We start from the raw sequence: 20,387 nt of genomic DNA, 5'->3' as shown, positions 1-20,387 counted from the left end.
ATGAAAAAGATTATATTTACAGGTGGAGGAACGGTTGGGCATGTAACCCTCAACCTTCTCCTGATTCCGAAATTTATCAAAGAAGGCTGGCAGGTTCATTATATTGGCGATAAGCATGGTATTGAGTATCAAGAAATCCAAAAGTCTGGATTGGACGTGACCTTCCATTCGGTAGCTACGGGCAAGCTTCGCCGCTACTTTTCGTGGCGGAATCTGCTGGATGGCTTTAAGGTCGTCTGGGGCATTTTCCAGTCGCTGGGCATTATGCTTAAGGTTCGGCCTCAGGCGCTCTTTTCTAAGGGAGGCTTTGTATCTGTTCCGCCTGTGATTGCAGCTCGGCTGTCTGGGGTGCCCGTCTATGTTCATGAGTCGGATCTATCCATTGGCTTGGCTAATAAAATCGCCTATAAGTGTGCGACCAAGATGTATGCGACCTTTGAGCAACCTTCCAGTCTGACTAAGATTGAACATGTCGGAGCTGTAACCAAGGTCGGCAGTCAAGAGTCAGTCCCACCGCAGGAACTAGAAGAAATTCGTCAGTATTTTGATAAGGAACTGCCAACCCTGCTTTTTGTCGGTGGTTCTGCAGGTGCTAAGGTCTTTAATGACTTTGTCAGCCAGAATCAAGCTGCACTGACCGAGCATTATAACATCATCAATCTGACAGGCGATGCAAGTTTGGATGTTTTGTCTGACCGTCTCTTTCGCAGAGCCTATGTGACTGACCTCTACCAGCCTTTGATGGACTTGGCAGATGTAGTGGTGACTCGCGGCGGATCTAATACTATCTTTGAGCTCTTGGCTATGGCTAAGTTGCATATCATCGTTCCTTTAGGACGCGAGGCCAGCCGCGGCGATCAGATTGAAAATGCGGATTATTTTGTGAAAAAAGGCTATGCTGTGAAGCTGGAAGAAAAGCAGCTAACTTTAGAAGGGCTGGAAGCTTCTGTGGAGCAGGTTCTAAGGGATAAAGAATCATATTATCAAGCGATGAAAAATTCTCATGAAATCAAGTCAGTAGAAGATTTTTATGCTGTATTGAAGAATGATATTAACAAAGGGAAAAAATGACGACAAAAGATAAAGGTGACCAAAAAGAACTCCAAAAATATTTATCTGCATGGCAAAAGCGTCATCAGGAGTACTTAGAAAAAAAATCTCAAGAAAAAGCCTCTGAAACTGATGAAGAAGAGCGTAACGATGAGACTTTTGAAACTTCAGAGTCTACTGAAACAAACGAAACAGATAGTAGTGAAGAAGAAAAAGAAGTTCAAGATCAAGATTCAGATGACGATGAGGTGACTGAGCCTGAAGAGTCAGAAGAGGTAGAAGAACCCTCAGAAGACGATGAAGAGTCTGATAAAGAAAACACCGAAGAATCAAGTGATGATTCAGAAGATCGAACTGAAAATTTTATTGGTCAAGCTGATGTAGGAATAGAAAAAGAATCTAAGCCAGATAAACCTAGAATCGAAAGAATTCATCTATACAGGGCTCTACCAGTTCTGGTCATCAGCTCTCTCTTGATTCTTCTGTCACTCTACTTTATTACTCCTTTAGGTAGTCTTAAAAATATAGTTGTTACAGGGAATGAACGAGTAAGCCAAGATGAAATTATCAAAGCTACTCAAATTGATAGCAGAGACTACACTTTAACAACTTTTTTAAATCGTAATCAGTATGCTAACAACTTGAAAAAAGCGAATTCTTGGATCGAAAAGGCTGAAATTTCATATCAGTTCCCAATTACATTCAAAATCCAAGTTACAGAATATAAGATTCTAGCCTATGAAGCTTCTACTGGGAATATCTATCCAGTCATTAGCAATGGAACAGTGATTAATCAGCCGGTGAAGAAAGAAGCTTTGCCTGAAAATTACATGCGCCTTAATCTATCTGATAAAGCTAAGGTTAAGAAACTTGTGCAAGAATTATCAGATGTACCGGATAGTATCAAGAATGAAATTCAAACTGTTGACTTGACTCCAAGTAAGGCTACAAAAGATTTATTAACTTTAACAATGAGAGATGAGCATAAGATTATTGTCCCTCTCTCAGATATTCATAAGAAATTGCCATACTACAGTCGTGTGCATCCATTGTTGACAGAACCTAGTATTGTGGATATGGAAGCGGGAATCTTTAGCTATTCTGCCAGTCTAGTACAAAAAGAAGAACAAGATCAAGAACAAGAAAAAGAAGAAAGTTCTGAAGAAACTGTGCCAAGTGAAACAGAGGTGGCTCCGTCAGATGTTACTGACGAAACAAATAACTAAAGAAAACGAAGAAAAACTCTCCACTTTTGCTATTTTTGTGTTATAATAGGCAATGGATAACTGTATTTTTTAGAGTTGTCGATAAAGTAGGAAACTCGAATGATAGAGAGGAATGATGTAATGGCTAGAGACGGCTTCTTTACAGGATTAGACATAGGAACTAGCTCCATTAAAGTATTAGTGGCTGAGCACATCAATGATGAAATAAATGTAATTGGTGTTAGCAATGCCAAAAGTGCTGGTGTAAAAGACGGAATTATTGTAGATATTGAGGCGGCAGCAGCTGCTATTAAAACAGCAATTGCTCAAGCAGAAGAAAAAGCAGGGATTTCAATCAAAGTGGTTAATGTGGGCTTGCCTGCAAACCTACTACAAATTGAGCCTTCACAAGGAATGATTCCTGTTACAAATGATGCCAAAGAAATCACAGATATTGATGTAGAAAATGTTGTTCGGTCTGCTTTGACAAAGAGTATGACTCCTGATCGTGAAGTAATTACATTTATTCCTGAGGAATTCATCGTCGATGGTTTCCAAGGAATTCGTGATCCTCGTGGTATGATGGGGATTCGTTTAGAAATGCGTGGTTTGCTCTATACTGGTCCGCGTACTATTCTTCACAATTTACGTAAAACTGTGGAACGTGCAGGGGTTCAAATTGAAAACATTATCATTTCACCACTTGCAATGACAAAATCAGTTTTAAACGAAGGTGAACGTGAATTTGGTGCTACAGTCATCGATATGGGTGGTGGCCAAACAACAGTAGCCTCAGTAAGAAATCAAGAACTTCAATACACCAATATCTACCAAGAAGGTGGCGATTATGTCACAAAAGATATTTCTAAAGTTCTTAAGACTTCTCAAAAACTAGCTGAAAGTTTGAAATTTAACTATGGTGAAGCATACGTACCAGCAGCTAGTCAAGAGACATTCCAAGTTGAAGTTATCGGTGAAGTTAATCCAGTTGAAGTAACAGAAAGTTACTTAGCTGAGATTATTTCAGCACGTTTGAAACATGTTTTTGAGCAAATTAAGCAGGATCTAGAAAGAAGACACTTGTTAGATTTGCCAGGTGGGATCGTGATCATCGGTGGTGGTGCTATCTTACCGGGTGTTGTGGAATTGGCTCAAGAAATTTTTGGAGTTCCAGTTAAACTTTATGTTCCAAATCAAATTGGAATTCGAAATCCAGCCTTTGCTCATGTGATTAGCTTGTCCGAATATGCTGGAAACTTGACGGATGTTGATGCTTTGGCTCAGGCGGCAGTTCAGGGGAATGAGATGTTGCGTCAGCAACCAAGCAATTTTGTACGTCCGCTCCAAACGCAGTCTATCAATCCTTCTCGTATTACAACAAATAGAGATCCACTACCTCAGGTAGAAGCTGAAACTAGAGTTGAACCTGCGATTGAAGTGGCGCAAAGCCAAGAACAAGAAACAAAGACAGAAAAATTAACAGATCGTGCCCGTAACTGGTTAGGCAATCTGTTTGATTAAAGGAAAGGGTTTTAATATGACATTTTCATTTGACACAGCTGCTTCTCAAGGCGCAATCATAAAAGTAATTGGTGTCGGCGGTGGCGGTGGTAACGCTATTAACCGCATGATTGACGAAGGTGTTGCTGGCGTTGAGTTTATCGCTGCCAATACGGATGTTCAAGCGTTGAGTAGTACAAAAGCAGAAACAGTTATCCAGCTTGGTCCAAAATTAACACGTGGACTTGGTGCTGGAGGACAACCTGAAGTAGGCCGTAAAGCCGCTGAAGAAAGTGAAGAAGTATTGACAGAAGCTCTTTCAGGTGCTGATATGGTCTTCATTACAGCTGGTATGGGTGGAGGTTCTGGTACTGGAGCCGCTCCAGTTATCGCTCGCATTGCAAAAGGTTTGGGAGCTTTGACTGTTGCAGTTGTAACTCGCCCATTTGGTTTTGAAGGAAGCAAACGCGGTAATTTTGCAATTGAAGGAATCAATGAGCTTCGTGAGCATGTCGATACTCTGTTGATTATTTCAAATAATAACTTACTTGAGATTGTTGATAAGAAAACACCTCTTCTTGAAGCTTTGAGTGAAGCTGATAATGTTCTTCGCCAAGGTGTCCAAGGTATCACTGATTTGATTACTAGTCCTGGTCTGATTAATCTTGACTTCGCAGATGTTAAGACTGTTATGGCTGATAAGGGTAATGCCTTGATGGGTATCGGTATTGGTAGTGGCGAGGAGCGTGTGATTGAAGCTGCTCGTAAAGCAATTTACTCACCACTTCTTGAAACAACTATTGATGGTGCTGAAGACGTGATTGTCAACGTTACTGGTGGTCTGGATATGACATTGATTGAGGCTGAAGAGGCTTCTGAAATTGTAAATCAAGCTGCTGGACACGGAGTAAACATCTGGTTGGGTACTTCAATTGATGAAAGTATGCGTGATGAAATTCGCGTGACTGTGGTTGCCACAGGTGTTCGTCAGGATCGTGTTGAAAAAGTTAGCGGTATTCGTTCGCCAAAACGTTCACATAACGAGCCTGTTCGCGAAACTCGTAGTCATCATTCTTATGATAGAAATTTCGATTTGACTGAAACAGTAGAAATTCCAAAAACTACTCGTCAACAGCCAGAGAAAAAACAAACCTCAGCTTTCGGTGAGTGGGATTTGCGACGTGACAATATTGTTCGTGAAACACAAGGTGGTTCTAAGCCAGCTGTAGAAAGATATACAGATAGTTCATCTGATGATGATGAATTAGAAACACCTCCGTTTTTTAGAAATCGCTAAAAATGGATTTACAAAAAAATAAGGATCAAGTTTTTGTAGCAGTAGCTGAAGCTACTCGAAAGGCAAATCGTCCTGAAAATTCAGTAAGTATTGTAGCTGTCACCAAGTATGTTGACAGCTCTACTGCTAAAGAGCTGGTAAAAACAGGAGTAAAACAAATCGGTGAAAACCGAGTGGATAAATTCTTAGAAAAGTACCAGTATTTAAAGGATGAGGAGTTGACTTGGCATTTAATAGGAACGCTTCAGCGTAGAAAAGTTAAGGAAGTTATTAACTATGTTGATTATTTCCATGCTTTGGATTCCCTAAAACTAGCCGAGGAAATTGAAAAGCGAGCAGAACATACTATTAAATGCTTCTTGCAAGTCAATGTGTCTGGTGAAGAAAGCAAGCATGGTTTTGCGGTGAATGAGATAGAAGCTGTTTTACCTGCTTTAGAAAAACTTGAACATATCGAAATAGTGGGGATTATGACTATGGCTCCCATAGACGCTGGAGAAGAAGACTTAGAAAAAATATTCCAAGCGACCCACGAACTTCAGAAAAAATTACAAAATAAACAAATAACTAATATGCCCTTTTCTGAGATCAGTATGGGAATGAGTCGAGATTTTGCAACTGCAATTGCTAACGGGTCAACATTTGTGAGAATAGGGACATCATTTTTTAAATAGGGAAGAACCATGTCATTAAAAGATAGATTCGATAAATTTATAGAATATTTTACAGAAGACGGAGATGACGTACAGGTTGCAGAATCAAGAGTCCAGCAACAAGCAGTAAAGCCATCTAATTCACGTCCTGCTCAGCAGGAACCGGTTAGAGATATTAAACAGCCTCGTTTAGTGTCTAGCTCGTCTCAACATGTGACTAATACGCCGTCATCTAATGAGAATATTACACGTTTGCATGCTCGTCAACAAGAGTTGGCTCAAAACCATTCAGTTGCGACTTCAGAAAAAGTAACGATTGATGTTCGTTATCCTAAAAAATATGAAGATGCACCTGCAATTGTAGATTTGCTTCTCGCAAATGAAAGTGTTTTGATTGATTTCCAATATATGACAGAAGTGCAAGCGCGTCGCTGTATTGATTACTTGGATGGCGCTAAGCAAGTCCTGATGGGGAATCTCAGAAGAGTTTCTGGCACCATGTACCTCTTGACTCCAGTAAATGTCGTCGTGAATATCGAGGATATTAAATTGCCTGATGGTGTACATAGTGAATTTGATTTTGACATGAAGCGCAGATAAGATGTTATTTATTATAAACTTTATCTTATTATCAGCGAGAATTCTTTCGCTGATTCTTGTTGCATATGCTCTTATGTCATGGTTCCCTGGTGCTTATCAGACATCTTTAGGACAACTCGTTCTAAGAATTTCAGAATCTATCTTGAAGCCTTTCCGTCGTCTGCCACTTCAGTTTGCTGGTTTGGATTGGACAGTTTATGTTGCTTTACTCTGTATCCATTTCGGTAGTCAGTGGCTTGTTCAGATTTTGCTCTCGGTACTTGCATGACAAGGGAACATAAAGAAATCTTTCAACACTATTCTACGGAAGATCATGCTTTCCTAGATAAAAGTTTGGAATTGATTCAGCGGGTTGAGGATACTTACAGCCTAGAGGTTACGTCTTTTATTAATCCGCATCAGGCTAAAATTCTTGAAAGTCTTGCAAACAAATATCAATTACAAACTTTTGTCAGTAGTGACTATTTTCCTAGTGAATGGGTCAGGGTAATAATTGCACCTTCCTATTACCAATTAGATAAAGAAGATTTTGATTTGACCTTGCTTGAAATAGTCTATCCTAGTAAATTTCAGCAACTAAATCATTCTCAAATCTTTGGGACTTTGATGAACCGATTAGGATTGGATCGTCGGACTTTTGGTGATATTCTGGTGGAAAAGGATAGGGCTCAAGTTCTAGTAGATAAAAGATTTACTCAATTTTTTATAGATCATGTCTCTAAAATTGCTAAAACTCCTGTTAAACTAAAAGAAGTTAGCTTTGAGAGGCTTTTACGAGTGCAAGAGGCTCAGGTTTCTAAAGAGATTCTTGCTTCGAGTATGAGATTGGATAAATTGGTTGCTAGTAGCTTTAAACTATCTCGGAGTGATGCCTCCCAGTTGATTTTTGGGAAACACGTGAAAGTAAACTATTCTATTATTGATAATCCCAGTTATTTAGTTGGATTAAACGATTTGATTAGTGTCCGTAGATTTGGAAGATTTAAAATAGTAAAAGAAAATGGCTTCTCTAAGAATGGGAAGCATAAATTAACGATTCAAATACAATCTAGTAAATGAGGAAAAAATATGGCTCTTACATCATTAGAAATTAAAGATAAATCCTTCAATACGAAATTTAGAGGTTACAATGTTGAGGAAGTAGATGAATTTCTTGATATTGTAGTTCGCGATTATGAGGACTTGGTTCGTGAAAATCATAATAAAGATGCACGCATTAAGAACTTAGAAGAGCGCTTAACTTATTTTGATGAGATGAAAGATTCTCTTAGTCAGTCTGTTTTAATAGCTCAAGACACTGCTGAAAAGCTTAAACAGGCTTCTCAAGAAAGATCTGATAACATCATGCGTCAGGCTGATCAAGAAGCGCAACATCTTTTAGACCATGCTAAGTTCAAGGCAAACGAAATTTTACGCCAAGCAACTGATAATGCTAAAAAAGTTGCGATAGAAACAGAAGAGCTGAAAAATAAGGCTCGTGTCTTCCATCAACGTCTTAAGTCAACAATTGAAAGTCAATTGAGCATTGTTGATTCATCTGAATGGGAAGAAATTCTTCGCCCGACAGCAACTTATCTCCAAACAAGTGATGATGCATTCAAAGAAGTTATTCAAGAGGCACTTGGTCAAACGATGACGCCTTATGTAGATGACGAATCAGAAGTAACTCGTCAATTCTCACCTGAAGAAATGGCTGACTTACAGCAACGAATTGCTGAGTCAGATGGTGACTTGTCTGAGACAAGAGTTATGGAGGCTGTTCCAGAAGCAACAGAAGAAAAAACTTCTGAACCTGTTGATATCCTATAAGAAAGAACTGTAAAAACACAAATTAACCAATATATTCCTAGCGAGCAAGTGATGGTGCAAGACTTGCAATCCCTATTAGTTGATTTATCATTTTACAATATCGTATTTGAAATTAGTAAAATGCGACGTTTCTTCCACGTTACGGAAAAAGAGGGATAGTAATAGTAGTAGCTATTTTCTATCTAAACAAAGGTGGTACCACGATTTTCGTCCTTTTTGCGAATCGTGGTTTTTATTTTGTCAATTTTAAATTAAAGGAGTAACAATGAAACTTAAAGAAACCCTCAATCTAGGAAAAACAGACTTTCCTATGCGTGCTGGTCTTCCAACTAAAGAACCAGTTTGGCAAAAAGAATGGGAAGAAGCAAAACTTTACCAACGTCGTCAAGAATTGAACCAAGGGAAACCGCATTTCACCTTGCATGATGGACCTCCGTATGCAAACGGAAATATCCACGTTGGACACGCGATGAACAAGATTTCTAAAGATATTATTGTTCGTTCTAAGTCTATGTCTGGATTTTACGCTCCTTATATCCCCGGTTGGGATACACATGGTCTGCCAATCGAGCAAGTCTTGGCAAAACAAGGTGTTAAACGCAAAGAAATGGACTTGGTTGAGTACTTGAAACTTTGCCGCGAGTACGCTCTTTCTCAAGTTGATAAACAACGTGAAGACTTTAAACGTTTGGGTGTTTCTGGTGACTGGGAAAATCCTTATGTGACCTTGACTCCGGACTATGAAGCGGCTCAGATTCGTGTCTTCGGTGAAATGGCTAAAAAAGGTTATATCTACCGCGGTGCTAAGCCAGTTTACTGGTCATGGTCATCTGAGTCAGCCCTTGCAGAAGCGGAAATTGAATACCATGACTTGATTTCAACGTCCCTTTACTATGCTAACCGCGTCAAAGACGGAAAAGGTGTGCTTGATACAGATACTTATATCGTTGTCTGGACAACAACTCCATTTACCATCACAGCTTCTCGCGGTTTGACAGTTGGAGCAGATATTGATTATGTATTGGTACAACCTGCTGGTGAATCTCGTAAGTTTGTGGTTGCTTCAGAATTGTTGAATAGTTTGTCTGAGAAATTTGGCTGGGCTGATGTTCAAGTCTTGGCGACTTACCGTGGTCAAGAATTGAACCACATTGTGACTATCCACCCATGGGATACGGCTGTAGATGAGTTGGTAATCCTTGGTGACCACGTTACGACTGACTCTGGTACTGGTATTGTCCATACAGCCCCTGGTTTTGGTGAGGACGACTACAATGTCGGTGTTGCCAATGGTCTTGAAGTTGCTGTAACAGTTAACGAACGCGGTATCATGATGGAAAATGCCGGTCCTGACTTTGCAGGTCAGTTCTATGACAAGGTTGTTCCAACTGTTATCGAAAAACTGGGCGATTTACTCCTTGCTCAAGAAGAAATTTCCCACTCATACCCATTTGACTGGCGTACGAAAAAACCAATCATCTGGCGTGCAGTGCCACAATGGTTTGCTTCTGTATCAAAATTCCGCCAAGAAATCTTGGATGAAATTGAAAAAGTGAAGTTCCACTCAGAATGGGGTAAAGTTCGTCTTTACAACATGATTCGTGATCGTGGTGACTGGGTTATCTCTCGTCAACGTGCTTGGGGAGTTCCACTTCCTATCTTCTATGCAGAAGACGGGACACCAATCATGACAGCTGAAACGATTGAGCACGTGGCTCAACTCTTTGAGGAACACGGGTCTATTATCTGGTGGGAACGTGAAGCCAAAGACCTCTTGCCAGAAGGATTTAGCCATCCAGGTTCACCAAATGGCGAGTTCAAGAAAGAAACGGACATCATGGACGTATGGTTCGACTCAGGTTCTTCATGGAATGGAGTGGTGGTCAACCGTCCAGAACTCAAATATCCAGCAGACCTTTACCTTGAAGGTTCTGACCAATACCGTGGTTGGTTCAACTCATCACTTATCACATCAGTTGCTAACCATGGCGTAGCGCCTTACAAACAAATCTTGTCACAAGGTTTTGCCCTTGATGGTAAAGGTGAAAAGATGTCTAAATCTCTTGGAAATACCATTGCTCCAAGCGATGTTGAAAAACAATTTGGTGCGGAAATCTTGCGTCTCTGGGTAACAAGTGTTGACTCAAGCAACGACGTGCGTATCTCAATGGATATCTTGAGCCAAGTCTCTGAAACTTACCGTAAGATCCGTAACACTCTTCGTTTCTTGATTGCTAATACATCTGACTTTAATCCGGCTGAGGATACAGTCGCTTACGATGACCTTCGTTCCGTTGATAAGTACATGACTGTTCGCTTTAACCAACTTGTCAAGACCATTCGTGATGCTTATGCTAACTTTGAATTCTTAACCATCTACAAGGCCTTGGTGAACTTTATCAACGTTGATTTGTCAGCCTTCTACCTTGACTTTGCCAAAGACGTTGTTTACATCGAAGGTGCCAAATCACTCGAACGCCGTCAAATGCAGACTGTTTTCTATGACATTCTTGTGAAAATCACGAAACTCTTGACACCGATCCTTCCTCACACTGCAGAAGAAATCTGGTCATATCTTGAGTTTGAAGCTGAAGACTTCGTTCAATTGTCAGAATTACCAGAAGCTGAAACTTTTGCCAACCAAGAAGAGATCTTGGATACTTGGGCAGCCTTCATGGATTTCCGTGGACAAGCTCAAAAAGCCTTGGAAGAAGCTCGTAATGCAAAAGTTATCGGGAAATCGCTTGAAGCACACTTGACAGTTTATCCAAACGAAGTTGTGAAAACTCTTCTTGGAGCAGTGGATAGCAATGTGGCTCAACTTTTGATCGTGTCAGAATTGACCATCGCTGAAGGTACAGCTCCAGAAGGTGCCGTTAGCTTCGAAGATGTAGCCTTTACAGTTAAACGCGCTGCAGGTGAAGTCTGTGACCGTTGCCGTCGTATCGATCCAACTACTGCTGAACGCAGTTACCATGCAGTTATCTGTGACCACTGTGCAAGCATCGTAGAAGAAAACTTTGCAGACGCTGTCGCAGAAGGATTTGAAACAAAATAAGTAATTTCTTTAAAAAATAAAAACGGCTCTGTCCTTAAGTGGCAAGCCGTTTTTATGTAAACTAATCCTATTTTATATTGTTGGATAATGGAATAAAATCTATAGTTGCATCTGCAACCATGGTATGCTATACTAGATTATAATCTAGGAGTGCTTATTTTAGATAAAATATTTTGGAGCTGAAAGAGTTCAGAAGAGGTCAGTTGCTGCAGCGCCTGACTGGCGTAGCTATTTTCAAAGCCAATCAGTTGGTCATAGAGTTTGAGAGCCTGACTGCTAGGATAGAGCTCTTTGAACTTCTTATTTTGAGCTTTGGTCTTTTTGATAATCAAGCCTCTATCTTCCAGTTTTCGGAGAGAGCGGCTGAGAGTAGTCTTGTCAATCTGAACCATCTCTGCCAGTTGCGATTGGCTGAGCCCTTCATTTTCGACGATGCGAATGAGCAGTAGAAACAAATTATTGTCTAGGCCGTAGTTACTAGCTTTCTGATTCATTTTCATCATGGCTTGTCTGGAAATAAATCCCATTTGTCGAAAAAGTTGACGGTAATCCATAGGAACTCCTTAATAGTTGCATTTGCATTTATTATACATTAAAAAGATATAGGAAACAAGTATGTGGTTTAGGAAAAAATTGACAGAGCTGAATCCGATAGAATTTTATCAAATCTTAAAACTGCGCATCGATACCTTTGTGGTGGAGCAGGAGCGCATTTATCATGAACTGGATGACAAGGACTTAGAAGCCGTGCATGTTTTCCATACTAATAAAGACGGAGAAATTGAAGCTTATGCTCGTGTCTTTGAGGAGGGTGAACATCTAGTTTTTGGTCGAGTTGTTACAGCCCAGTATGCTCGAGGACAAGGCTTAGGAGGAAAGCTTATCAGAGAAATCTTGCAATTATGTTCCGAAAAATGGGCAGGAAAGGTAATTAGAATTGAGGCACAGGAACAAGTTGTTGAGCTTTACAAGAAATATGGATTTGAGGAAGTTGGTCGTTACTTTATCTTTGAATCAACACCCCATGTTACCATGGTTTATAAGGCACATTAAGTTGTTATAAAAGGATAAAAAAATAAGCTTAGAAGCTTATTTTAAAGGAATTGAAATTTCAATGAGTTTGTCTGCGTAGATTGTTTGAATCCCGGCAGTATCAATCGCTTTTGTATCTATTTTTCTTTTGAAGAAGAAGTCACGAATTTTTTCAATTTCTTGTTCACGCACTGCACGGTGTGTATTTGCAATCAGTATTTCATAATGCTTGGGTGCTTGGGTAAAGACAACATCGGTATTGCCAGCTGAGTATGTCTCAACTAAAGTGGCATCAGTACTTTCAAGCTGACTTTGAATGAGAACCGCATGGCTATTAGTTGTATTGATAAGCTTCATAAGATCTCCTCCTGTATGATGATCTACTATTAATTATAACACTTATGCGATGAATTGTGAAATATCCTACGAAGTTATAGATGAAAAAATTGGCAGAATTATTTTGCTTAATGCTCCATTTTCCACATCTCTACACCCCATTTATGGCTCCCTCTTTTTAGTTTTTCAATTGCTTCATCGATTGGAAACCAAGCAAGTTGATTGAAGTCTTCTAGTGGTTTTTGAGACTGCTCAAATGAAGTGATTTCGTAAATGTAAGCTGGATTGTAGAAGTATCGGTCTCGATGTCTTGAGTAAAAATATTCATCCGCTTGACCATAATATTTTCCAACTTTAGCGGTAAATCCCAATTCTTCTATTAATTCCCGCTCTAAGGCAGATAGGTGATCTTCACCTGCTTCAATTTCTCCTCCTGGAAGAAACCAAGCCCCATTAGGAGCCTGAACAAGGATGATCTTATCATTTTCTTGGTTAGGAATGACTGCGTAAACACCATATCGATGACTGTATTCAACGCCTTCTTTTTTTTGTCCAAATGTCGCTATTGTCATGTTGAATCCTTTCCTTCTTTTACTAATATCATAAGGCAGAAAGCGCTCCCTGTCAAGGTTTACTGTATAGGAAAGTTAAAAATAAAGTGGGCGAATTATCTTTTTTATCTATTACTTTGAGATGTGATACAATAGTTCTAAAGTAAGGAAGTGGATTTATGACAACTTATCGTTTAATTAGAATTTTATATTGTTTGTTAGAAAAAGAAAGGTTCACTGCTCCAGAACTTGCTCAGAAAATGGAAGTATCAGTACGGACAATTTATCGAGATATAGACCGCCTAAGTGGAGCAGGTGTCCCAATATACTGTAACCAGGGAAAAGGTGGCGGAATTTTTCTAATGGATTCTTTCGTTTTGGATAAAAGCCTGTTATCAGAAGCAGAAAGAGAAGATGTACTCTTATCACTTCAGGGATTGGAGGCTTTAAAAGGTGAAAGCCAAGCTCTAGAGAAGTTACAAAGTCTCTTTCAAGCAAGCTCAGAAAACTGGATTCGTGTTGATTTTACTGATTGGCGAAATCAGAAATATCAAGCAGATCTTTTTGACATAGTCAAACAAGCGATTTTCCAAAAATGCTTGATCAGTTTCCTCTATAGGGGGCAGGAGAAAGAAGAAACTCGAATAGTTGAGCCTCTGCAGTTGGTGTTTAAAAGTCAGGCTTGGTATCTATATGGTTTTTGTAGGAAGAAGCAAGATTTTCGCCTTTTTAAACTAAGCAGAGTCAGTCAATGTCAGATATTGCCGGAAACATTTGAAAGAAAAACAGTCCAACTGGCCATCAATAAAGAGAAGGTGAAGGAAGAACTTGTTAGCCTTACATTAAAATTCGACAAAAGTCAGGCTTTTCGTGTCTATGAAGAATTTTCTGGTCAAATTAGACAGGACCCCGATGGCAATTTACTAGTAGAAACGGAATTTCCAAAACACAGTAGTTTGTATTCTTATCTTTTATCTTTTTTGGATAGTGTTGAGGTGTTAGAGCCACTTGAAGTTCGCCAAGAGCTTGCCCAAATTGTTAAAACTATTTCACAAAAATACAAAACCTGACAGATCCTGTCAGGTTTTTCTTGCTATACTATAGATAGAAAGAAGAAAGGAGTAAACATATGAAATACGAATGGAGAAAAGCAGAGAAAAGCTTATACGGTGTGAAGGCGAGTCCGAAAGTAGTTGAGGTTCCTGAACAGTCCTTTATCATGCTTGATGGGACAGGGAATCCCAATCTTCCTGGTTTTGCAGAAGAAGTTTCAGCTCTCTATGCTTTGGCTTATGCTATAAAAATGGATTATAAAAAATCTCATGCCAATCAAGAATTTCAAGACTTTACGGTTTATCCTCTTGAGGGGATTTGGCAGCAAAAAGAGCAAGGAGAACTGGTCAAAGAAGAGTTGATTTATACTATTATGATTGCCCAGCCAAGTTTTATCAGTAAAGAAATGGTAGAAGAGGCGCTTGAGAAAGTTAAGGTAAAAAAACCAAATGCTCATTATGAAAAGATTCGTTTTGAGACTATCAAAGAAGGAAAATGTTTGACCATGCTTCACCTTGGTTCTTTTGATAGTGAACCCCTTTCTTTTGCAAAAATGGATGAATTTTGTAAAGAAAATTCCCTGAACAGAAGATTTCCTTTTCATAGAGAAATATACTTAAATAATCTTAACAGAACTTCTCCAGATAAGTTGAAAACGATCCTTCGCTACCAGGTAGAATAAAAGAAGTCTCCAGCCTAAAATGTTAGACTGGAGATTTTAATTCTCTATCATTAATCTGAGCTTGTGCTGATGTCAGTTGTTTAATCAAGCTCAGCTTTTTGTTTACCCTTAATTATAATCTTGCCATTGCTAGTCATAATTGCTTTTAAATCCTTATCTGTCGGATGTTCTAGGTAGTAGTCCGTAATAGCATCTTCGATATAATCCTGAATAGTTCTACGGAGTGGTCGTGCCCCCATCTTAGGATCGTAGCCCAGATCAACCAATTTTTCTTTGACTTTGGTTGTTACATCTAGATGAATATCGTTGCTAGCGAGTCGATTATTAACATCTTCCAGCATTAGATCCACAATCTGTAAGAGATTATCCTTGCTTAATGCCTTGAATTCAATGATACCATCAAATCGATTCATGAATTCTGGACTAAAGAAGTTACCTAACTCACCTAAGACAGAATTTGTCCGACCTTCTCGAGCAGCACCAAAGCCAACGCTAGCTTCCACTTTGCCAGTTCCTGCATTGGAAGTCATGATAATAATGGTATCTTTGAAGCTGACTGTCCTACCTTGACCATCAGTCAAACGTCCATCATCTAGGACTTGTAAGAACATATGCATGACATCTGGATGAGCTTTTTCCACCTCATCTAAGAGAATGAGTGAGTATGGATTACGACGAACACGTTCAGTCAACTGTCCTGCTTCTTCATAGCCAACGTAGCCTGGAGGTGCTCCCACAAGTTTGGCAACGCTATGTTTTTCCATGTATTCACTCATATCAAAACGAATCATGCTATCGGCAGAACCAAAAAGTTCGATGGCCAATTGTTTGGAAAGTTCAGTTTTTCCAACGCCTGTCGGTCCAACAAAAAGGAAACTTCCGATTGGCCGGTTTGGACTGCCTAATCCCACACGATTACGACGGATGGCTTTTGCAATCTTATCAACTGCATCATCCTGCCCAATGACATGAGACTTCAAATCACTGGCTAAATGAATAAGTTGAGACTGTTCTTTTTCCTTCAAATCGCCAACTGGAATATTTGTTTTTTGCTCAACAATAGCTTCGATCTCCTTCTCACTGATGATAGGAGTATCTTGTTCATCTATTTTAGCATTTTGCATTTCCTTATATTTGGCAATTTGGTCACGGAAGTAGGCTGCCTTTTCATAATCTTCATCACGAGTGGCCTGGGTTTTAAGGTTTTCAGCCTCTATCAAGCGTCTATCAATTTCCTTAGGATCGACAAAATTGAGAGTTAGGTTCATCTTAGAGCCTGATTCATCCAAAAGATCGATAGCTTTATCAGGAAGGAAACGGTCCTGAATATAACGATTAGATAGGATGGCTGCGGCTTCAATAGCCTCATCTGTGTAGCGAACATGGTGGTAATCTTCGTACTTCTTTTGAATACCCTTTAGAATTGTGATCGTTTCTTCTACGGTTGGTTCATCTACTTTGACTGGTTGCATCCGTCTTTCTAAAGCTGCATCTTTTTCAATGATACGATATTCATTGAGAGTAGTAGCTCCAACCAGTTGAAGTTCACCTCGAGCAAGAGCAGGTTTGAGAATATTTCCAGCATCCATGTTCCCATCGCCCGCAGAACCAGCTCCAACAATTTCATGGATTTCATCAATAAAGAGAATGATATCATTGCGATTGCGAATCTCATCCATGAGTTTTTGCATTCGTTCTTCAAATTGCCCGCGAATACCAGTTCCCTGAACAAGGCTGACAACATCAAGCCGAATAACCTCTTTTCCTTGCAATTTTTGAGGCACATCACTGTCGACTATTTTTTGAGCCAAGCCCTCCACAACAGCAGTCTTTCCGACACCAGGTTCACCGATAAGGACTGGATTGTTCTTAGTTCGGCGATTGAGAATTTCTATAACACGACGAATTTCATCATCCCGTCCAATCACTGGATCAATATCACCACGTCGAGCAATTTCTGTAACATTAATACCAAACTCTTCCAAAAGACCTTTTGGTTTATTGGAAGCTGACTGAGGACGCTGGTTGTTAGAGCCAGGACCATAGTTGCCCCCTCCATAACTACCACCTGACTGAGTTGGAGGTGTCGGATCTTTCGGCCCTTGGAAATTTCCTAGATGATTAAAGAAATCATCAAAAGGATCCATGTTATGATTATTCATATTTGTCAGTCCACCAAATAGAGAGTTATTTGGATCGGTTTTCATAATCTGATAGCAATTTTGACAGAGGTCGACTTGTTGTTTTTTACCATTAACATTAGTATATAAATGAATGGTAGATTCATTGATTTTACAGTTTTGGCAAAGCATATTTTTACCTCTTTCTTGGAAAATTATAAAGTAAAAATTATTTGGTCAAAAATAGTCAAACTTTATATTTTCATTATAACAGTATTCTCTAGCATTGCAAGAATAAAGCGTTAAAATGACTGTCTGTTTTGTTAAATAATTGGTTTTGTCCAACAAATTTCGTTAAAAAATCACAAAAAGTTAAACTTTTATTAGGTGTTCACTTTCTATTTATGGTAAAATAGAAACGATAAAGCAAATAGGAGAACTAAAAATGGAATCACATTTAGTAAGAATTATTAATCGATTAGAAAGTATGGCAAGCGATGGTGGTAGTCTAAAACGCAACTTTGAACGTGATGGTGTTGTTGTTGCTGAAGTCGCTTACAGTTATGATGAGGAAAATGGCTCTGTATTCACGCTTCGTGATGTAGCCGCGCGTGAAACTTTTACATTTGATAGTATTGACTTAATTGCAATGGAAATCTATGAATTGTTATACTAAGAAGCACACACTGAGGTGCTTTTTCTTTTAGTCAAAAGATTAGACTATAATCTGGTATAAGGAAAATGTATAGGGGAATTAAGGCGTTTTTTGATATAATAGAAGGCACAGTTATATGAAGAGGGGGAGAGAAATGGCTGAGTTAATTGATGGGAAGGCATTGGCCGAAAAGTTACAAGGAAAGTTGGCTCAAAAGACTGCTAAGTTGAAAGAGAAAACGGGACAGACTCCTGGTTTGGTAGTGGTTCTAGTGGGGAATAATCCTGCGAGTCAAATTTATGTACGTAATAAAGAACGCTCAGCCTTGGCTGCTGGCTTTCGGAGTAAGGTAGAACGTCTGCCAGAAGAGACCAGCCAAGAAGAGCTCTTGAGCTTGATTGAAACTTATAATCAAAATCCTGACTGGCATGGGATTTTAGTTCAGTTGCCCTTGCCAGATCATATTGATGATGAAGCAGTTCTGCTGGCCATTGATCCAGATAAAGACGTAGATGGCTTTCATCCGCTTAATATGGGCAAGCTATGGAGTGGCCATCCGGTTATGATTCCAGCTACTCCAGCAGGAATTATGGAAATGTTTCATGAATATGGCGTTGAACTAGAAGGTAAGCGAGCAGTTGTTATCGGGCGAAGCAATATTGTCGGTAAGCCTATGGCTCAGCTCCTTTTGGCTAAGAATGCAACAGTGACCCTGACACATTCTCGGACTCACAATCTAGCCAAGCTTGCTAAGCGAGCAGACATCTTGGTCGTGGCTATCGGTCGTGGACATTTTGTAACTAAGGATTTTGTCAAGGAAGGAGCTGTTGTCATTGATGTCGGTATGAATCGAGATGAAAATGGCAAGCTGATTGGCGACGTTAAGTTTGATGAAGTAGCTGAAATTGCTAGTCTGATTACACCAGTACCTGGAGGTGTTGGACCCATGACTATTACTATGCTGATGGAGCAGACCTACCAAGCCTTTAAACGGAGTTTTGAATCATGAAATTTGTTTTTGACTTGGATGGGACCCTTTCTTTTGATTATACGACGATTGATGAGGAGATTAAGCAGGTTCTGCTGACGGCTCCTCAGTTTGGGCATGAAGTTCTGTTTGCTTCGGCGCGTTCCTATCGAGATTGTCTGGGACTATTAGGTCCGGAATTGAGTCAGCAGATAGTGATTGGCCTGAACGGCGGAGTAGCTTATCAGAAGGGACAGCTGATGTTTGAGCGCCAGCTGCATCAGTCGAGTTATCAAGCCATTCTAGATACTTGTTTGACCTATAATTTGCCTTTTTTCGTTGATAATACTTTTGACTACAGCGGCCAGATTTTAGAAAAAATCCCTTTTATTGCCAGTGTAGATCCTCTCAATCGGGCAAGACGGCTGGAACTGACTGAACTCCAGCATCCTATTAAGCTTGTTATTTACATGGGTAATCATGAGCAACTTTTAGAGGATTTACAGGCTCGTTTTGGAAATTTGCCCAACCTGAGTCTAGACTATCATGAGCATGAGAAATGTTTTTATATCAATCCGGCTGAAACCAATAAAGCTTCAACTGTAAAGGAATTATGCGGTTCGGATTATGTGGCTTTTGGTAATGATCAAAATGATATCCAGCTCTTTAAGAATTCTCTCTATGCTGTGCAGGTTGGAGATTTCCCAGGCTTGAGCGATTATGCGGATGAGCAGGTTGCTTTTCAGGAAAATTTACCCAAGGCAGTCGCAGCAAGAATCTTACAAAAATTTGCAGATTTCCGAGAAAAATAACTTTCTAGCGATACGAGGCACCTGTTTAGGTGCCTTTTGGTGTATAATGAAGATAGGTTTGGTCATCTTGAGACCAGTACAGGATGAAGTTGGTCTAGGAGAATATCATGTCAAATAATGCTGAAAATATTTTAAAAAAAGTTATTAGGAAACGTCCCTTGGATAGTCACAAGGGGGACTATGGCCGTCTCTTACTGATTGGGGGGATCTATCCTTATGGGGGTGCCATCATCATGGCAGCTTTAGCGGCTGTCAATAGTGGAGCAGGTCTGGTGACCGTTGCTACAGATAGAGAAAATATTGCCCCTCTGCACAGTCATTTACCAGAGGCCATGGCCTTTGACTTAGAAGAGCAAGACCGATTGACAGAGCAGCTGGCTAAATCAGATCTAGTCTTGATTGGTCCTGGTTTGGCGGAGAATCAACTAGGACTAGATGTCTTAAAAAAAGTTGTCCGTACTGTGACCGAGCAGCAGATACTCATCATGGATGGTGGTGCCATTTCACTCTTTAGCAAAACAGCTTTGCCATTTCCAAAAGCCCAAACAGTTTTTACTCCCCACCAGAAGGAGTGGGAAGGTTTATCGGGTTTGAGCTTGTCAGATCAGACGGCAGCAGCCAATCAGGCGGCGGTCAATCAGCTGCCTCTGGGCATTATTGTCGTGCAGAAAAAGCATGGAACGACCATCTATCAAAGTGGACAAGAGCAGGTCTTTGAGTTGACAGTAGGCGGACCTTATCAGGCAACTGGCGGAATGGGGGATACGCTGGCTGGTATGATTGCCGCTTTTGCAGGTCAGTTTAAGTCAAGCAGCCTCTTTGAGCGAGTGGCGGCTGCAACCCTTCTTCATTCATTTATCGCTGACGAACTAAGTCAGGAAGCTTATGTCGTCCTGCCAACGACAATCAGCAGGGACATTCCAAAGTGGATGAAGGAGATGAGTCAGTAGATTGTTTTTAGTTTTTAAGCATGCTGGGTTCCATTTTAAGGCGCCCAGTTTTTTCTT

General features: G+C 40.0%; 21 protein-coding genes. 17 read left to right on the top strand and 4 right to left on the bottom strand.

What is annotated here, in order from left to right:
• From AWH02_RS02475 to ileS, 10 genes are all read left to right on the top strand, one after another.
• On the top strand, nucleotides 1-1,071 hold the full coding sequence (locus AWH02_RS02475) for a UDP-N-acetylglucosamine--N-acetylmuramyl-(pentapeptide) pyrophosphoryl-undecaprenol N-acetylglucosamine transferase (RefSeq protein ID WP_048774815.1): 1,071 nt from the start codon (nucleotides 1-3) through the stop codon (nucleotides 1,069-1,071).
• Entirely contained in the window at nucleotides 1,068-2,276 is a 1,209-nt protein-coding gene (locus AWH02_RS02470; RefSeq protein ID WP_060554056.1) for a cell division protein FtsQ/DivIB, read from the top strand. Before AWH02_RS02475 ends, AWH02_RS02470 begins: the two co-directional genes overlap by 4 nt.
• 120 nt (nucleotides 2,277-2,396) lie before the next feature.
• Nucleotides 2,397-3,776, top strand: coding sequence for a cell division protein FtsA (gene ftsA / locus AWH02_RS02465; protein ID WP_045773857.1), 1,380 nt, complete (start codon nucleotides 2,397-2,399; stop codon nucleotides 3,774-3,776).
• Nucleotides 3,777-3,792: 16 nt separating this feature from the next.
• On the top strand, nucleotides 3,793-5,052 hold the full coding sequence (ftsZ, locus tag AWH02_RS02460; protein ID WP_060554055.1) for a cell division protein FtsZ: 1,260 nt from the start codon (nucleotides 3,793-3,795) through the stop codon (nucleotides 5,050-5,052).
• 2 nt (nucleotides 5,053-5,054) lie between these two features.
• Nucleotides 5,055-5,726, top strand: coding sequence for a YggS family pyridoxal phosphate-dependent enzyme (locus tag AWH02_RS02455; protein WP_060554054.1), 672 nt, complete (start codon nucleotides 5,055-5,057; stop codon nucleotides 5,724-5,726).
• 9 nt (nucleotides 5,727-5,735) lie between these two features.
• Nucleotides 5,736-6,305 carry a cell division protein SepF gene (locus AWH02_RS02450; RefSeq protein ID WP_008809103.1) on the top strand — a complete coding sequence of 190 codons (570 nt, stop codon included), beginning with the start codon at nucleotides 5,736-5,738 and terminating at the stop codon, nucleotides 6,303-6,305.
• 1 nt (nucleotide 6,306) lies between these two features.
• A complete protein-coding gene (locus tag AWH02_RS02445; RefSeq protein ID WP_045634704.1) occupies nucleotides 6,307-6,573 on the top strand; it encodes a YggT family protein in 267 nt (88 codons plus the stop codon).
• Nucleotides 6,570-7,364, top strand: a complete 795-nt coding sequence (locus AWH02_RS02440; RefSeq protein WP_060554053.1) for a YlmH family RNA-binding protein — start codon at nucleotides 6,570-6,572, stop codon at nucleotides 7,362-7,364. Before AWH02_RS02445 ends, AWH02_RS02440 begins: the two co-directional genes overlap by 4 nt.
• A gap of 9 nt (nucleotides 7,365-7,373) precedes the next feature.
• Entirely contained in the window at nucleotides 7,374-8,114 is a 741-nt protein-coding gene (locus AWH02_RS02435) for a DivIVA domain-containing protein (protein ID WP_060554052.1), read from the top strand.
• A 265-nt stretch (nucleotides 8,115-8,379) separates the two neighbouring features.
• Nucleotides 8,380-11,172, top strand: a complete 2,793-nt coding sequence (gene ileS, locus AWH02_RS02430; protein ID WP_060554051.1) for an isoleucine--tRNA ligase — start codon at nucleotides 8,380-8,382, stop codon at nucleotides 11,170-11,172.
• A gap of 137 nt (nucleotides 11,173-11,309) precedes the next feature.
• Here ileS and AWH02_RS02425 read toward each other — a convergent pair whose 3' ends face one another.
• Entirely contained in the window at nucleotides 11,310-11,726 is a 417-nt protein-coding gene (locus AWH02_RS02425; protein WP_060554050.1) for a MarR family winged helix-turn-helix transcriptional regulator, read from the bottom strand.
• 61 nt (nucleotides 11,727-11,787) lie between these two features.
• Between AWH02_RS02425 and AWH02_RS02420 the strand changes: the two genes are divergently transcribed.
• Complete coding sequence (locus tag AWH02_RS02420) at nucleotides 11,788-12,225, top strand: GNAT family N-acetyltransferase (protein WP_060554049.1); 438 nt, start codon at nucleotides 11,788-11,790, stop codon at nucleotides 12,223-12,225.
• Nucleotides 12,226-12,261: 36 nt separating this feature from the next.
• Here the strand turns inward: AWH02_RS02420 and AWH02_RS02415 are convergent, their stop codons facing one another.
• Together AWH02_RS02415 and AWH02_RS02410 are read right to left on the bottom strand one after the other, a co-directional pair.
• A complete protein-coding gene (locus tag AWH02_RS02415) occupies nucleotides 12,262-12,561 on the bottom strand; it encodes a DUF1827 family protein (RefSeq protein ID WP_060554048.1) in 300 nt (99 codons plus the stop codon).
• 107 nt (nucleotides 12,562-12,668) lie between these two features.
• On the bottom strand, nucleotides 12,669-13,112 hold the full coding sequence (locus tag AWH02_RS02410; RefSeq protein ID WP_060554047.1) for an NUDIX hydrolase: 444 nt from the start codon (nucleotides 13,110-13,112) through the stop codon (nucleotides 12,669-12,671).
• Nucleotides 13,113-13,270: 158 nt separating this feature from the next.
• Here AWH02_RS02410 and AWH02_RS02405 point away from each other — a divergent pair, with 158 nt between their 5' ends.
• Entirely contained in the window at nucleotides 13,271-14,161 is an 891-nt protein-coding gene (locus tag AWH02_RS02405; protein ID WP_060554046.1) for a helix-turn-helix transcriptional regulator, read from the top strand.
• A gap of 59 nt (nucleotides 14,162-14,220) precedes the next feature.
• Nucleotides 14,221-14,826, top strand: a complete 606-nt coding sequence (locus AWH02_RS02400; protein WP_060554045.1) for a GyrI-like domain-containing protein — start codon at nucleotides 14,221-14,223, stop codon at nucleotides 14,824-14,826.
• A gap of 80 nt (nucleotides 14,827-14,906) precedes the next feature.
• On the opposite strand, the gene AWH02_RS02395 is transcribed toward AWH02_RS02400, so the two are convergent.
• Nucleotides 14,907-17,138 (bottom strand): ATP-dependent Clp protease ATP-binding subunit, encoded by a 2,232-nt coding sequence (locus AWH02_RS02395; RefSeq protein ID WP_060554044.1) that lies wholly within the window; start codon nucleotides 17,136-17,138, stop codon nucleotides 14,907-14,909.
• A 253-nt stretch (nucleotides 17,139-17,391) separates the two neighbouring features.
• Here AWH02_RS02395 and AWH02_RS02390 point away from each other — a divergent pair, with 253 nt between their 5' ends.
• The 4 genes from AWH02_RS02390 (at nucleotide 17,392) to AWH02_RS02375 (ending at nucleotide 20,330) form a co-directional block, all read left to right on the top strand.
• On the top strand, nucleotides 17,392-17,622 hold the full coding sequence (locus tag AWH02_RS02390; RefSeq protein WP_008809091.1) for a DUF1797 family protein: 231 nt from the start codon (nucleotides 17,392-17,394) through the stop codon (nucleotides 17,620-17,622).
• Nucleotides 17,623-17,755: 133 nt separating this feature from the next.
• On the top strand, nucleotides 17,756-18,610 hold the full coding sequence (locus AWH02_RS02385) for a bifunctional methylenetetrahydrofolate dehydrogenase/methenyltetrahydrofolate cyclohydrolase (protein ID WP_008809090.1): 855 nt from the start codon (nucleotides 17,756-17,758) through the stop codon (nucleotides 18,608-18,610).
• Nucleotides 18,607-19,380 (top strand): HAD hydrolase family protein, encoded by a 774-nt coding sequence (locus AWH02_RS02380; protein WP_060554043.1) that lies wholly within the window; start codon nucleotides 18,607-18,609, stop codon nucleotides 19,378-19,380. Before AWH02_RS02385 ends, AWH02_RS02380 begins: the two co-directional genes overlap by 4 nt.
• 107 nt (nucleotides 19,381-19,487) lie before the next feature.
• Nucleotides 19,488-20,330 (top strand): NAD(P)H-hydrate dehydratase, encoded by an 843-nt coding sequence (locus AWH02_RS02375; RefSeq protein WP_060554042.1) that lies wholly within the window; start codon nucleotides 19,488-19,490, stop codon nucleotides 20,328-20,330.
• The last annotated feature ends 57 nt before the right edge of the window (nucleotides 20,331-20,387 follow it).

The sequence above is a fragment of the Streptococcus gordonii genome, assembly GCF_001553855.1.
Taxonomy (GTDB): domain Bacteria; phylum Bacillota; class Bacilli; order Lactobacillales; family Streptococcaceae; genus Streptococcus; species Streptococcus gordonii.
The sequence above is the reverse complement of the archived record's forward strand: the minus strand, read 5'-3'. Positions and strand labels throughout refer to the sequence as shown.